The following is a 14,728-nucleotide window of genomic DNA, read 5'->3' as shown; positions in this document are numbered from 1 at the left end:
AACAAATGAAAAAAGCCATATTCCCAGGATCATTTGACCCGATAACCTTAGGTCACGAAGACATTATCAAAAGAGGCATTTCCCTCTTTGATGAAATCGTAATTGCAATTGGTGTCAATGCCGAAAAAAAATACATGTTTTCTTTAGACGAAAGAAAACGCTTTATTGAAGAAACTTTCAAAAATGAACCCAAAGTAACGGTGATTACTTATGAAGGATTGACCATCGATTTGTGTCACAAACTTGAAGCTCATTTTATTTTGAGAGGACTACGCAATCCTGCCGACTTCGAATTCGAAAAAGCCATCGCTCATACCAATCGCCGACTCTCTAAAATAGAAACCGTCTTTTTATTAACAGCAGCCCGAACTTCTTATATCAGCTCAAGTATTGTCCGAGATGTCATTAGGAACCATGGCGAATATGAAATGTTAGTTCCAGATGCCGTAAGAGTTAAAATACACAAATAGCAACAATCTAGTTCACAAGTTGTAGAAGCTAGTAATTAGCCCTATTTTTGCAAAACAATTAAGAATAGCTAAAATGAGTATAGAAAGAGAATTAAACAAACGTAGTGGCGGTAAATGTGAACTTTCAGGAGTTACTGAAGATTTAAAAGTGTACCAAATTTTACCCACCAGAAAAGGCGGTATAGACGAACATGTTTTGATTAATCAAACACTGATTGACCAAATAGAAAATCCTGAATCCATGGATATAAATCTTTGGAGATGTTTAAACGACAGTATGTGGAGCGAGCATCTTCCGGTTCAAGTACTCTCTTGGAGAATGTTAAGTCGTTTACACAATCAAGAACTAGCCGATCAAATGTATTTTGAAGAAGAGGATTTAGCTTGGGCAAAAGCTACAGGTGAAGGCGAAGAAGACGAAAACAAAATCATTCACCGAGATAGCAATGGTGTAATTCTAGAACACGGTGACTCTGTAGTCTTGATTAAGGATTTAAAAGTAAAAGGCTCTAGCATGGTGGCCAAACAAGGAACTGCTGTAAGAAACATTCGTTTAGACCATGAAAATGCTGAATATATTGAAGGAAAAGTTGACGGACAACAAATCGTCATTATTACACAATATGTAAAGAAAATATAACTTGCAGTTAGCAGTTAGCAAAAAAAAAGAAAACGCTTTGATATTTCAAGGCGTTTTCTTTTTTTGCTAACCATTTTCTTACCCGAGGTTTATAATCTAAAGGCTGAAATCCCCCCTACTCCTCTTCTTTTTTAATTACTTTTCTAGCCACTTCAATTTTAAACTTTTTTCCTTTCATTTTCTCATCACGAATGTTGGAAAGCAAATCTTTAACTTTATTGTATTTGACAGCAGCAAAGGAGATAAAATCTTTAACTTCAATCAAACCTAAATCGCCTTTTTCTAATTTCCCTTTTTGAGAAAAGAACCCTACAATGTCAATTTTATTGAGCTTATTCTTTTTCCCACCACTAATATAAATGGTTTGAAATTGAGGAGGTTTCGGTAAAACCACATGAGAACTCACATCCATTACTGACATGCTGTAATCAATATAATCGAGTTTCTTTTCGCTTTCATTTACAATTAAATAAGCCGTTCCTGAAGCCAACATACGTGCTGTCCGACCGTTTCTATGGGTAAACTCTTCTTCTTTCAAAGGCAAATGATAATGAATAACATGCTTCATTTCTGGAATATCCAATCCTCGAGCTGCTAAATCGGTTGTAATTAAGTAACTCATACTTCCGTTTCTAAATTGAATTAAAGCGCGTTCTCGTTCTTCTTGATCCATTCCTCCATGGTAATACGTCGCATAAATTCCTTTTTCATTCAAAGTATCACTTATGCGCTCCGCAGCATCTCGATGGTTGCAAAAAACAATCGCCGCTTCCGATTTCAAAGAACAAATCAATTGAAATAAGGTCATGAGTTTATCCTTCTCTTTTGAAACAACCATTTGTAATGAAAGATTATTTTCTTCTTTATTTTCTGGAATAAAATCCAAAATCAAAGGACTTACCACTCGAGTATATTTTGGAATTTCGATTCCCGAAGTAGCCGAAACCAAGACACGTTTATTGAGTTTAGTCAATTTTCCAATCACAAACGACATTTGTTCATGAAATCCAAGTTGCAAAGACTTATCAAATTCATCTAAAACGAGCGTCTGAATTTTATCCAAACGAAAAGTACCACGATCAATATGATCTGCGATACGTCCTGGAGTTCCAATCAAAATTGCGGGTGGATTACTTAAATTTTTAATTTCGGTATCAATAGCATGACCTCCATAACACACATTTACTTTGTAACCCGTACTCATTTTTTTCCATACTTGTTCAATCTGAAGTCCTAATTCACGAGAAGGCACCAAAATTAAACATTGAACCGAAAGAATTTCAGGTTGTAGTAACTCAAAAATAGGCAATAAAAAAGCTAATGTTTTCCCTGATCCAGTTGGAGAGAGTAATAAAACATTGTTTTCGTTAATAATAGCATCATGCGATACTTCTTGCATCTCGTTAAGATCTAAAATCCCTAAACTGGCAAGAATCGGTTTAAAATTGTGCGGTGTATTCATGGTGCAAAAGTAGTTAAAATAGTTGGTAGCGCCTATTTTCAGGGTTTAGCATCTTATGAATAATCAAAATATAAGAAAAATAAGTATATTTGAATTTTCCTCAAAAACACAACTACATGAAATTCATTTCTACACTTCTTCTATTCTTTTCACTTTCTATTATAGCTCAAAAAAACAACCAATACGATACTTTTTTTGAAAAAGGAAATGGAAACCAATCGGCTACATACGAAGAAACTATTCGATATTACCAACTATTAGCCAATGATTTCCCTACCATCAAAATTCAAGAAATGGGCTTGACCGATAGTGGTAAGCCGTTACATATTGTCATCTTCAATCCTGAAAAAGAGTTTGATTTTAAAAAAATTAATAACAATAAGGCGGTATTACTAATAAATAATGGTATTCATGCAGGTGAACCCGACGGCATTGATGCCAGTATGCAATTGTATCGTGACTTGGCTTTAGGTAAACTAAAAGCACCCAAAAACACCGTTTTAGTGTGCATTCCAATATATAACATTGGTGGTGCCTTGAATCGAAATACGAGTTCAAGAGCCAATCAAAATGGCCCAGAAGAATATGGCTTTAGAGGCAATGCCAGAAATTACGATTTGAATCGCGATTTTATAAAATCAGATACCAAAAACACCAAAAGTTTTGTTGAAATTTTCCATTTAACAAATCCTGATGTTTTTATCGACAATCACGTGAGTAATGGCTCGGATTATCAGTATAAATTAACCTACATCATGACCCAACACAACAAATTAGGAACTGTTTTGGGGAATTATTTAAATGTAGAAATGATGCCTTCTATCGTGAATGATCTACAAAAAAAGAAAATAGAAAGTACACCTTATGTTAATACTTTTTCTGATACGCCTGACAAAGGTTTTGGTCAGTTTTTTGAAAGCCCACGTTATACCACAGGCTACACTTCATTATTCAATACCATCGGGTTTGTTGTGGAAACACACATGTTAAAAAAGTATGCCGATAGAGTGAAAGTTACGTATGAGTACATGCGCTCTGCCATAGATTTCACGGATACCAATCATCAAAAAATAAAAACGCTTCGTATACAAAATGAAGAGCAATATTCACCCAACAAAAAATACACAATAAAATGGGAATTGGATACTACCAAAAAAACAACCATCCCTTTTTTAGGCTTTGAAGCTAGTTACAAAAAAAGTGACGCGACCACAGGAAATCGTTTGTTTTATGACCGATCAAAACCTTACAAAAAAGAAGTTCCTTTTATCAAAGAATATAAAGCAGTAAAAGAAATAGAAATTCCTAAATACTATGTTATTCAACAAGGTTTTTGGCCAGTAATAGATTTGCTAAAACACAATGGAATCAGCATGAAACCCATCAAAAACGACACCCTAATAAACGTTGAACGGTATCGTATTGCAGATTATAAAACCACATCCAATGCCTACGAAGGACATTATTTACATCGTAATACAACCGTTAAGCCTTCGATAGAAAAAGTACTGTTCAGAAAAGGAGATTTTTTAATTTCGACTCAGCAAAAAGGGGTAAAATACCTTTTAGAAACACTCGAGCCAGAAGGCGTTGATTCCTTCTTCAATTGGAATTTCTTTGATACAATATTACAACAAAAAGAAGGCTACTCTGATTATGTTTTCGAAGATACTGCGGCTCAATTATTAAATGACAACCCTAATTTAAAGACTGAATTTGAAACCTTAAAAGCAAAAGACACAGCCTTCAATAAAAATCCCGAAGCACAATTGGACTGGATTTATAAACATTCCGTTTACTATGAAAAAGCACACCTAAACTACCCTATATATCGTATTTTATAACAAAAAAAAAGCTCCTATTGTAGGAGCTTTTCTTCTTCAAATAACAACTTGATATTTTCATAAGAGTTTTTTAAGGCCTCTTTAATTTGTTCAGGATTCAGCCACGCTACTTTTTCTATACCTTCTTCAAGCTGACCTTGTGGAGTTCCCTCAAACTTAGACTGCATCTCAAACCAATGGGTGATTTTGAGTTTGTATTTACCATTTCGTTTAAAAACATGATAGGTTTTTTGCATTTTTCTGGTGATAGAAAGTTTATTCACTCCCGTTTCTTCCTCTACCTCACGCATCGCAGTAACTTCAATTTCTTCACCTTTTTCAATTCCACCTTTAGGCAAATCCCACTTTCCATTTCTAAAAATAAATAAAACCTCTCCTTTTTTATTGTAGACTAGTCCCCCCCCAGCTTTACAAACTGGAATTTTAGCTTTTAATGTCTTCATTATCTCCCTTTCATCAGGATGATATAAATATGCTTTTTGAATTTTATTTTGAAATATTTTAACAATAATTCGCTCTACATCAATACTCTCCAAAAGAAACAACTCAAAATCGGTCTCTTTAGAGATTTGATTTGTCAAAAAAAGTGGTTTGTCGTTCACAAAAACTTTATACATTTGTATTATGATTTTTAATAAAGATACTGCCGAAAAAACAGCCGAATTGCTTTTGCAAATAAATGCAATTAAATTGAATCCCGGAAATCCTTTTACGTGGGCTTCTGGCTGGAAATCTCCTATTTATTGCGACAACCGTCTAATCCTTTCATTTCCAGTGATAAGAAATTATGTCAGAGACGAATTTTCTAAACATATTGAAAAGCAATTTGGAAAACCAGATGTTATTGCTGGTGTAGCCACCGGAGCCATTGGTATTGGAATGCTGGTGGCAGAAAGCATGGGACTTCCTTTTGTATATGTTAGACCTGAACCCAAGAAACATGGCAGACAAAACCAGATTGAAGGTTTTTTACAAAAAGGGCAAAATGTAGTGATTGTTGAAGACTTAATTAGTACTGGCGGAAGTAGCTTGCAAGCCTTTGAAGCACTAAAAGAAGCTGGTGCCATTGTAAAAGGAATGGCTGCTATCTTTACTTATGGTTTTGATGTAGCCGAAGAAAATTTCAAAAATGCCAATTTAGATTTATACACCTTGAGTAATTACCAAAATTTACTCAATTTGGCGGTTGCAAAACAATACATTACAGAAAAAGAAGAAAGCACCTTAAGAGAATGGAATGCCTCTCCTTCAACTTGGGGAGTTCCAGAATAATACAATTTAATAGATAAAAAATGAATTTAGAAAGCCCTAAAGTTACTGTATCAAAATCTGCACAAGAATTATTTGATTTATTGACAGATGTCAGAAACTTTGAAAAATTAATGCCTGATAACATTGCAAAATTTGAAGTGATTGGTGAAGATGCTTTTATTTTTGGTTTGAAAGGAATGCCTGAAATCAAACTAAAAATGAAAGAAAAAGTAGCACCTAACAAGGTGGTTCTTGGAGCAGCAAGCGACAAATTGCCTTTTACGCTTACTGCAGCAATTGATGCAGTTTCTGAAGCTTCAAGTGAAGTTAAATTGGATTTCGAAGGCGAATTCAATCCGATGATGGCCATGATGATTAAAGGACCTATTGGAAAATTTATCGAAACATTAGCAACAAATATGACTAAGTTATAGTTACATATTAAATGATTCAGGAAAGGGCAAAATTTTTTTTTTGCCCTTTCCTATTTTAATACAACATTTGAATTTCTTTGATATCAAACTCTTTAAAGCTGTCATCTTCCAAAAGCACTTGAAGCTTCCCAAATGCAGAAACTCCCTGTATAATACCCATAAAATGCACTCCATTTTCATCTGCAAAAGGCATTGGTATGTCCTTCTTAAACAACCTTAGCTTATAATCCTTCCAAAAATGCTGCTCTTTTTCCTGCCATTCTTCAATATTTTGCTTTAAATATTTTACTAGTAACCGCAAAATCAATTCTCGGTCAAACTCCACCCCACAAATCACAGCTAATGATGAGGCTTTTGGTAAATCTTCAAAATTAGTTTGATTTACATTTAATCCCAAACCAATAATTGACTCTATACTACCATCGCTCTTAATACTGTTTTCAATCAAAATGCCACCAATTTTTTTAGAATATGACATTATGTCGTTAGGCCATTTTATACTTAATTCTGGCACATTGTAACTTTCTAAAGCCTCAATTACTGCTAATGCAAAAGCTATGTTTAAATGAAACAACCGACTTACATCTTGAAAAAAATCCTTTACCAAAACACTCATTATGAGATTTTTACCAACTTCGGACTCCCATTTATGTCCCATTTGTCCCTTCCCTTTAGTTTGTAATTCAGCTGTAACGACTGTAAAATTAACGGTTTCAGGAAGTGACGAAATCCCTTTAAGAAAATCGTTTGTAGAATCTATGGCATCGAGTTTGATTAACTTCATGTACTATTTTTTTAAAAACATAATTTAATATTATGTTAAGGTTCAAAAATAATCACAAAAAATGGTAACTTTACAAACTTATATACAAATAATTCATGGCGAAAAAGACTATTAATAATGACGTTTTGTTAGCAAACATCATCAAAGGAATCGAAGAGGTAAAAGGAAATGATATTGATATTCTTGATTTAAGAGAAATTGACACTGCCGTGTGTGATTATTTCATAATTTGCAATGGTACTTCTAACACACAAGTAAATGCGATTGTGAACTCTATTCAAAAAACGGTATCTAAAGAACTTAAAGATAAACCTTGGCATGTTGAAGGTACTGACAATGCAGAATGGGTATTGATGGACTATGTGAATATTGTGGTTCACGTTTTTCAAAAGCATATCCGCGAGTATTACAACATTGAAAGTCTTTGGGGTGATGCCAAAATTACAACTATCGAAAACAAATACTAAAGAAACTTAACTTCTAATGGCTAAAGAGAATAATCCAAATTCCAATAAATTTAAAATAAGTCCTTGGTTAATTTACGCAGCGATACTTATCATTTTTTTATTAATAAACTTTGCAACTGGAGGTTCAAGCCTACAAGAAGCATCACAGTTAACATCCTCTAAATTTAATGATTATTTAGAAAAAGGACAGATTGAAAAAGTAATTGTCTACAACAAATCAGAAGCCGAGGTATTCCTTACTCCAGCTGCTTTGAAAGAAGCAACACATCAAAAAGTAGCGAAAGATGTATTTGACAGACCTAACAAAGGTCCACATTACACCTTAGAAATTGGTAACGACCAAATTTTTCAAACCAAATTAGAAAAAGCGGTTAAAGAAGGAAAATTAAAAGATTTTAACTTTTTACAAAAAAACAATTGGTCTGATATTTTAATCAGCTTATTACCTATAATCATCATCATTGCCGTATGGATTTTCATCATGCGAAAAATGTCCGGTGGCGGAGCTGGTGGCGGGGGACAGATTTTCAATATAGGAAAATCTAAAGCTAAATTATTTGACGAAAAAACAGATATCAAAACCACTTTTAAAGATGTTGCTGGTCTTGAAGGAGCAAAAGAAGAAATTCAAGAAATTGTTGAATTCCTAAAAAACCCCGAAAAATACACTAATCTAGGAGGTAAAATTCCGAAAGGAGCTTTACTAGTTGGACCTCCTGGAACTGGAAAAACCCTTTTAGCTAAAGCTGTAGCTGGTGAAGCTCAAGTACCTTTCTTCTCCTTATCAGGTTCTGATTTTGTAGAAATGTTTGTAGGTGTGGGTGCTTCACGTGTACGTGATTTATTCAAACAAGCCAAAGAAAAATCACCTGCCATTATATTCATTGATGAAATTGATGCAGTGGGTAGAGCTAGAGGAAAAAGCAACATGTCGGGCGGAAACGACGAACGTGAAAACACATTGAACCAACTTTTAACAGAAATGGATGGTTTTGGCACCAACTCAAATGTAATTGTTTTGGCAGCAACTAACCGTGCAGACGTTTTAGATAAAGCTTTAATGCGTGCAGGACGTTTTGATAGACAAATCTTTGTTGACCTTCCAGATATTCGCGAAAGAGCAGAAATTTTTGCGGTTCACTTAGCTCCAATTAAAAAGGTAGAAGGATTAGATTTAGACTTCTTAGCTAAGCAAACTCCTGGTTTTTCTGGAGCAGATATCGCTAATGTTTGTAATGAAGCGGCACTTATTGCGGCACGTAACAATAAAACTGCTGTAGATCGCCAAGACTTTTTAGATGCTGTAGACAGAATCATTGGTGGTTTAGAAAAGAAAAATAAAATCATCACTCCTGATGAAAAAAGAGCAATTGCCATACATGAAGCGGGTCATGCAACAGTTAGCTGGATGCTAGAACATGCTGCTCCACTTATTAAAGTAACCATTGTTCCTCGTGGACAAAGCTTAGGAGCTGCTTGGTATTTACCAGAAGAAAGGCAAATCGTGAGAACAGATCAAATGTTAGACGAAATGTGTGCAACTATGGGAGGTAGAGCTGCAGAGAAAGTAACTTTCGACAGAATCTCTACAGGGGCTTTGAGTGATTTAGAAAAAGTAACTCGTCAAGCCAGAGCAATGGTAACTATTTATGGATTGAACGATAAGATAGGTAACGTAACTTATTACGATTCTACAGGTCAAAATGAATACGGATTTTCAAAACCATATTCAGATGATACCGCTAAAATTATTGACACTGAAATCTCTGAGTTAATTGAAGGACAATACCAACGAGCTATCAAAATATTAGAGGAAAACAAAGACAAACTCAACCAATTAGCTGACATCCTGATTGAAAAGGAAGTCATTTTCAAAGATGATTTGGAAACAATATTTGGGAAGCGTTCTTTTGACCAAAATCTAGAAGAAACTGTTTCTTAAATAATTAAAATCTTAAATACATATTTTTTAAAATCTTAATTCAAAACCCGCTTTTGAATTAAGATTTTTTTATCTTTGACCAATTTCCAATAGATTATTAAGAATAGTAACCCAATATGAGTCTTTTCAGAAAATTTTTTAGTTCTGGCCATACAAATTCAGATGACGAAAAAGAGAGCCAGAAACTCTCTTTTGAGCAAAACATCCCTATTGATGAGCAATTTATCTTTAATTTTAAGAGAAACGGAGGTAAATTTCTTTATTGTGATTCAATGTCGGAAGTAAAAGAACAATTTGAAAACATATTGGAGGAAAATGATTGGTTTGAAGGCGAAGCAATTTGTTACGAACCGACTTTATTTCCTTTATTAAAAGAAAACAACATTCTATTTGATAATCCTCAAAACCCAAATTTTTTATTGGCAACCTGCGAAAATTTAGTTTCTGACGAAGGTTCTATTTCCTTTTCTTCGAACCAAATTAAACAAAAAAAACCCAATGAATTACCAGTAAACATGGTAATAATTGCATATCCAAGTCAAATCATCCCTAGTAAAAGTGAAATACTTAGTGCCATTAAAAACAAATACAAAAGAGAATATCCCAGCAACATCACTACCATAAAATATTTCGAAAAAGCCCAAGAAGAAGATTTTACCCAGTATGGAAGTGCTGCAAAAAACTTATATCTTATACTACTAGAGGATCTATAAAATGAATGAAACGCTTAAAAGATCCATATCTGGAGCAGTATACATCGTTTTACTACTAGCTTCAATATTATATTCTACGGAAAGTTTTTTTATACTATTTGGTATTTTTTTGATTATCGCAGTTTATGAATTTTGTTCATTAGTACAAATAAATTCAATTGCACCTATTTTACTCAGTTCGATTTTTTACATTTCTGTTACTTTATTGAGCCATTACAATATTGAAACTACCAAATTCCTGAATAGAACATTACAAACTCAATTAGACCTGAACCTCAATATACATCAATTGGATTTGATTTTATTAGCTGTAACACTTGTAGTTTCAATAAAATGCATCTTGTTTTTATTCTATGATTCTATTCAAAAGATAAGTACCTCGTCAAAATACTTGTACCTCTTGGGTTACGTAACATTGCCATTTATTTTTATAACCAAAATCTCTTTTGGTGTTACTAATTACAACCCTAAAATCATTATTGGCTTATTTATTTTGATTTGGACTAATGATACCTTTGCATTTATTATTGGAAAATCAATGGGAAAACACAAATTATTCGAAAGAATTTCCCCCAAAAAAACCATTGAAGGTTTTCTTGGCGGCGTCATTTTTGCGGTATTTGCTGGTTTTTTGATTTCCAAATTATACATAGAACCAAAGCCTGAATTCAGTCAGAAATCAATATTGATTTGGATGCTTATTGCATTAATCGTAGGGGTGATGGGCACTATCGGAGATTTAATTGAATCCAAATTCAAGCGAATTGCAGAAGTTAAAGACAGTGGAAGTATTATGCCTGGCCATGGAGGCATACTAGATCGACTAGATAGTGTTATATTTGTAGCACCAATTATATTTTTATTTTACCAAATTTTAAATTATGTTTCATAAAGAAGGAACCCCAAGCATTTTATTAGGAACTACTTTCACAGCAGTAGTTTTGTTATTGTCTGATTATTTTATTGAAACAAAATGGATCGAAATGACCATTCAAATTGCTACTCTAGTTTTTTTACTTATCATTTTACAATTTTTCAGAAATCCTAAACGTACCGTGATTTTGAATGAAAACCAAATTTTAGCACCTGTCGATGGAAAAGTGGTAGTAATTGAGGAAGTTTACGAAGGAGAATATTTTAAAGATAAAAGGCTACAAATTTCTATTTTCATGTCACCAATCAATGTACATGTCACTAGATACGGCTTAAGTGGAATTGTAAAATTTAGTAAATATCACCCAGGAAAGTTTCTTGTGGCGTGGCATCCAAAAGCTAGCGAAGAAAACGAAAGAACTACAGTAGTTGTTGAAAATTCAACCTTTGGAGCTGTTTTATACCGTCAAATTGCGGGTGCATTAGCCAGAAGAATTGTTAATTATGCTCAAGAAGGAATGCAGGTCGTACAAGGCACAGATGCAGGTTTTATAAAATTTGGCTCAAGGGTAGATTTATTTTTACCTGTGGGAACTCCTATAAATGTAGCATTAAATCAAAAAGCAGTAGGTGGAAAAACTGTTATTGCAACAAAAGCATAATGACCAACGAAGCGTTAGACATTCTTTTCCAAGATGCTTTTGAAAAAGCTTCTAATATGACTAAACCATTGCCTCCAGATGTAATGTTGCGTTTGTATGCCTATTACAAACAAGCCACTTTTGGAACCTCCAATTACAATAGAAACGATACCTTTGACTTAAGAAATGCTTTTAAAACCAATGCTTGGATTCAGATCAGTCATTTAACTCAAGAAGAAGCCAAAATTTTATATGTAGAAACTGTAAACGATTTATTAAAAGAATAGAGAATCATGAGAAAATATTTTTTTTTAGCAACTCTTTTTTTATCCCTTATATTGTTATCAAGCTGCAATAAAAAAGAACTTGTAGAGGTCGTAGAAGTCCCTCTTCCGGCTGCAGAACAAAAAATAACCATTGGTAACCCAGAAGATGTAAAGGCAGATGATGGTTCTTTTCAGGTAGAACCTCTATCCTATAAATACGATGCATTATCGCCTTCAATTTCTGCATTAGCGCTTGAACTGCATTATTCTAAACATTATTTAACCTATACCAATAATTTAAACAAAGCCATAAAAGGTACTCCTTTGGAAAATTTACCTATTGAAGAAGTACTTACCAAACTAGACATTAGTAATCCTGAACTACGAAACAATGCTGGTGGCTATTACAATCACAGTCTTTTTTGGAAAACTATGGGGCCAAAAGGCGGTGGAATACCAAAAGACACCTTGGCAGGAGCCATTACTAAAGATTTTGGGTCTTTTGAGAATTTCACAACTCAATTTAAAAACACTGCTTCTAAGTTTTTTGGTTCTGGCTGGGTTTGGTTAGTAGTAGATCGTGAAGGAAAACTCCAAATTACTAGTACTCAAAATCAAGACAACCCATTGATGCCTTTAGTTCCTATAGTTGGTTATCCCGGGAAACCTATTTTAGCTTTAGATATTTGGGAACACTCTTACTATATTGACTATCAATACAAAAGAAAAAACTATATAGACGCCTTTTTTAATGTGATTGATTGGAATAAAGTCAATGAAAATTATCTGGCAACCTTTAAGAAAAAATAAATTAAATCGATAGTTTACGAATCTACTTGAGTTTACAAATTAAATTCCATAAAAAATGCTCCTATTACGGAGCATTTTTTATGAAACAAAACTAACTTTTTATTGCAATTTTAATATGAAAGATTCTGACGGAGCGATAGCTATTGAAGCCCTACCTTCTCCATTGGTCACTTTTAATTCTGTTTTGTATTTACCATACAATTGGTCTACAAGAGTATACGTACCGTCTTTTACATTCCATTTTTCAAGTAAATCTGCTGGAACTCTCATTTCATAATTACTGGCTATAGTCGAAGAAAAGTTGGCAACTACAATTAATTGCTCCTCTTTTGACCAACGTGCAAAAGTGTATAAATCTTTATCATATCCTTGCACTATATTTCTGTTAGCGCCTTGAATTTCTTGATACCCTCCCATCAAAGCTGAACTTTTTAATGAAAAATTCAAAAGACGTTTATAAAAATCACGCAATTCTTTTTCACTTGAAGACAATTGACCTCCATCAAATTTACCATTATTCATCCAACGTTGATGATGGGGCACTCCTATATAATCAAAAATAGATGTTCTAGAATGCGTTCCAAAACCAGCATCTTCTTTACCTGGCTCTCCTACTTCTTGACCAAAATAAATCATAGTAGGCGAAGAACTTAAAGTTGTCGAAACCACCATTAAAGGTTTTCCTCTTTCTCCACTACCAGCAAATTCTGGACTAGCAATACGTTGTTCATCGTGATTGTCCAAAAAATGAAGCATATGATGTTCGATATCCATCATATTATATTGAATTCCCGAAATTTCATCAGGCCAAGATCTACCTTGAATTACGTCTTTTAATTTATCGTAAGTTTCAACTTTGTCGTACAAATAGTCCATTTTACCCAAATGAATATAATTTCTGTATTCTTTTGGATTGTAAACTTCAGCCATTAAAAAAGAATCTGGATTAGCCATTTTAATAGCCGAGTTCATATAGCTCCAAAATTCATAAGGCACCATTTCGGCCATGTCATAACGAAAGCCATCTACACCTTTGGCAACCCAATACAAGGCAATATCTTTAAATTTTACCCAAGAATTTGGTACATTTTTATCTGCCCAAAAAGCAAAATGTTCTTTATAATCTTTTTTATCGAAACCAGCTGGAAGTTCAGGGAAATCTTTTCCTCCATCAGGTCGAATACCGTAATTTACTTTTACGGTTTCGTACCAATCATTTTTATCTGGTTTGGCCATTCTTGATCCGTTTCCGGTCCATTTTGCTGGAAATTCATCAAATTTTCCATCTGCCAAGGGGTGATTTTCCCCGTTGAGTGGTTTCGGAGCATCTGGAACTTCAAAACGTGTATTAGGGATGTAATAAAAATTGTTATCCCTTTTGTATTCTACGCTAATATCGTCATCGGCACCAAAATCTTTAACGCCTTTTGGATTGGTTTTGCCTTCATATTTACGTGCAATATGGTTAGGAACAATATCAATAATTACCTTCATTCCTGCTTTGTGCGTTCTTGCGATCAATGCTTCAAACTCGGCTAATCTATTGGCAGGATTGACTGCCAAATCTGGGTTTACATTATAATAATCCTTTACTGCATAAGGCGAACCCGCTCTACCTTTTATTACATCTGGATCGTCATTTGAAATTCCATAAGCAGTATAGTCCCGAACCAAAGCATGATGTGGTACTCCTGTGTACCAAATATGAGTCACCCCTAAATCTTTAATTTCATGTAAAGCTTTGTCGGTAAAATCATTGAATTTACCTACTCCATTTTCTTCAATTGTCCCCCAAGGCTTATTGTTTGCATTAGTATTCCCAAATAAACGAGTAAATACTTGATAGACCACTTTTTTGTGTTCTGTGGGGGTTGCTTTCTTTTCTGAATTCATTTTTACATCTTTTGTTTTGCATCCTACGGCAAGCACTAATGCACCTGCAAAGAAAATTAAGGCTATTTTTTTAAACATAGTAGATAAATTTTATTATTTCCTCATAATTATGAAAAATGAAGAAATAACTGTTCGATTTTCTAAATTTACAAAAAAAGCCCTAAAAATATGCCATTTTAATACAACCTTAGCAATCACCCCCTTTATTTTAATACTACTACAACGTGAGAGTATACAA

16 protein-coding genes are annotated in these 14,728 nt (G+C 33.9%); 12 read left to right on the top strand and 4 right to left on the bottom strand.

The features are described from left to right. Positions 1 to 5 precede the first annotated feature (5 nt). Both coaD and FLB_RS04100 read left to right on the top strand, forming a co-directional pair. Complete coding sequence (gene coaD, locus FLB_RS04105) at positions 6 to 470, top strand: pantetheine-phosphate adenylyltransferase (protein WP_064714679.1); 465 nt, start codon at positions 6 to 8, stop codon at positions 468 to 470. A 73-nt stretch (positions 471 to 543) separates the two neighbouring features. Continuing rightward, entirely contained in the window at positions 544 to 1,110 is a 567-nt protein-coding gene (locus tag FLB_RS04100; RefSeq protein WP_064714678.1) for a PhnA domain-containing protein, read from the top strand. A 115-nt stretch (positions 1,111 to 1,225) separates the two neighbouring features. On the opposite strand, the gene FLB_RS04095 is transcribed toward FLB_RS04100, so the two are convergent. After that, complete coding sequence (locus FLB_RS04095) at positions 1,226 to 2,572, bottom strand: DEAD/DEAH box helicase (protein WP_064714677.1); 1,347 nt, start codon at positions 2,570 to 2,572, stop codon at positions 1,226 to 1,228. A 116-nt stretch (positions 2,573 to 2,688) separates the two neighbouring features. Between FLB_RS04095 and FLB_RS04090 the strand changes: the two genes are divergently transcribed. Further along, positions 2,689 to 4,416, top strand: a complete 1,728-nt coding sequence (locus FLB_RS04090) for a M14 family metallopeptidase (RefSeq protein ID WP_064714676.1) — start codon at positions 2,689 to 2,691, stop codon at positions 4,414 to 4,416. Positions 4,417 to 4,430: 14 nt separating this feature from the next. Here FLB_RS04090 and FLB_RS04085 read toward each other — a convergent pair whose 3' ends face one another. Further along, on the bottom strand, positions 4,431 to 5,033 hold the full coding sequence (locus tag FLB_RS04085) for an NUDIX hydrolase (protein WP_064714675.1): 603 nt from the start codon (positions 5,031 to 5,033) through the stop codon (positions 4,431 to 4,433). Positions 5,034 to 5,040: 7 nt separating this feature from the next. Between FLB_RS04085 and pyrE the strand changes: the two genes are divergently transcribed. Together pyrE and FLB_RS04075 are read left to right on the top strand one after the other, a co-directional pair. Continuing rightward, a complete protein-coding gene (gene pyrE, locus FLB_RS04080) occupies positions 5,041 to 5,688 on the top strand; it encodes an orotate phosphoribosyltransferase (RefSeq protein WP_064714674.1) in 648 nt (215 codons plus the stop codon). A 20-nt stretch (positions 5,689 to 5,708) separates the two neighbouring features. Then, a complete protein-coding gene (locus tag FLB_RS04075; protein ID WP_064714673.1) occupies positions 5,709 to 6,101 on the top strand; it encodes an SRPBCC family protein in 393 nt (130 codons plus the stop codon). A gap of 55 nt (positions 6,102 to 6,156) precedes the next feature. Here the strand turns inward: FLB_RS04075 and FLB_RS04070 are convergent, their stop codons facing one another. Then, entirely contained in the window at positions 6,157 to 6,885 is a 729-nt protein-coding gene (locus tag FLB_RS04070) for a biotin--[acetyl-CoA-carboxylase] ligase (RefSeq protein ID WP_064714672.1), read from the bottom strand. A 95-nt stretch (positions 6,886 to 6,980) separates the two neighbouring features. On the opposite strand from FLB_RS04070, the gene rsfS reads away from it, so the two are divergent. The 7 genes from rsfS to FLB_RS04035 all read left to right on the top strand — a co-directional run bounded on the left by rsfS (position 6,981) and on the right by FLB_RS04035 (position 12,597). Continuing rightward, positions 6,981 to 7,352 (top strand): ribosome silencing factor, encoded by a 372-nt coding sequence (gene rsfS / locus FLB_RS04065; protein ID WP_064714671.1) that lies wholly within the window; start codon positions 6,981 to 6,983, stop codon positions 7,350 to 7,352. Positions 7,353 to 7,368: 16 nt separating this feature from the next. Then, positions 7,369 to 9,294, top strand: a complete 1,926-nt coding sequence (ftsH, locus tag FLB_RS04060; RefSeq protein ID WP_064714670.1) for an ATP-dependent zinc metalloprotease FtsH — start codon at positions 7,369 to 7,371, stop codon at positions 9,292 to 9,294. 116 nt (positions 9,295 to 9,410) lie between these two features. After that, a complete protein-coding gene (locus FLB_RS04055) occupies positions 9,411 to 10,007 on the top strand; it encodes a hypothetical protein (protein ID WP_064714669.1) in 597 nt (198 codons plus the stop codon). Between the two features lies 1 nt (position 10,008). Beyond that, positions 10,009 to 10,899 carry a phosphatidate cytidylyltransferase gene (locus FLB_RS04050; RefSeq protein WP_064714668.1) on the top strand — a complete coding sequence of 297 codons (891 nt, stop codon included), beginning with the start codon at positions 10,009 to 10,011 and terminating at the stop codon, positions 10,897 to 10,899. Next, positions 10,889 to 11,542, top strand: a complete 654-nt coding sequence (locus tag FLB_RS04045) for a phosphatidylserine decarboxylase family protein (RefSeq protein WP_064714667.1) — start codon at positions 10,889 to 10,891, stop codon at positions 11,540 to 11,542. The genes FLB_RS04050 and FLB_RS04045 overlap by 11 nt, the downstream gene beginning before the upstream one ends. Beyond that, positions 11,542 to 11,808 carry an acyl-CoA-binding protein gene (locus tag FLB_RS04040; protein WP_064714666.1) on the top strand — a complete coding sequence of 89 codons (267 nt, stop codon included), beginning with the start codon at positions 11,542 to 11,544 and terminating at the stop codon, positions 11,806 to 11,808. Before FLB_RS04045 ends, FLB_RS04040 begins: the two co-directional genes overlap by 1 nt. 6 nt (positions 11,809 to 11,814) lie before the next feature. Next, positions 11,815 to 12,597 carry a superoxide dismutase gene (locus FLB_RS04035; protein WP_064714665.1) on the top strand — a complete coding sequence of 261 codons (783 nt, stop codon included), beginning with the start codon at positions 11,815 to 11,817 and terminating at the stop codon, positions 12,595 to 12,597. A gap of 99 nt (positions 12,598 to 12,696) precedes the next feature. Here the strand turns inward: FLB_RS04035 and FLB_RS04030 are convergent, their stop codons facing one another. Then, on the bottom strand, positions 12,697 to 14,568 hold the full coding sequence (locus tag FLB_RS04030) for an alpha-amylase family protein (RefSeq protein WP_064714664.1): 1,872 nt from the start codon (positions 14,566 to 14,568) through the stop codon (positions 12,697 to 12,699). Positions 14,569 to 14,728: the final 160 nt, after the last annotated feature.

The organism is Flavobacterium succinicans (genome assembly GCF_001662485.1).
Taxonomy (GTDB): Bacteria; Bacteroidota; Bacteroidia; order Flavobacteriales; family Flavobacteriaceae; genus Flavobacterium; species Flavobacterium succinicans_A.
Note: the sequence above shows the minus strand (reverse complement) of the source record. Positions and strands in the feature narration are given on the sequence as shown.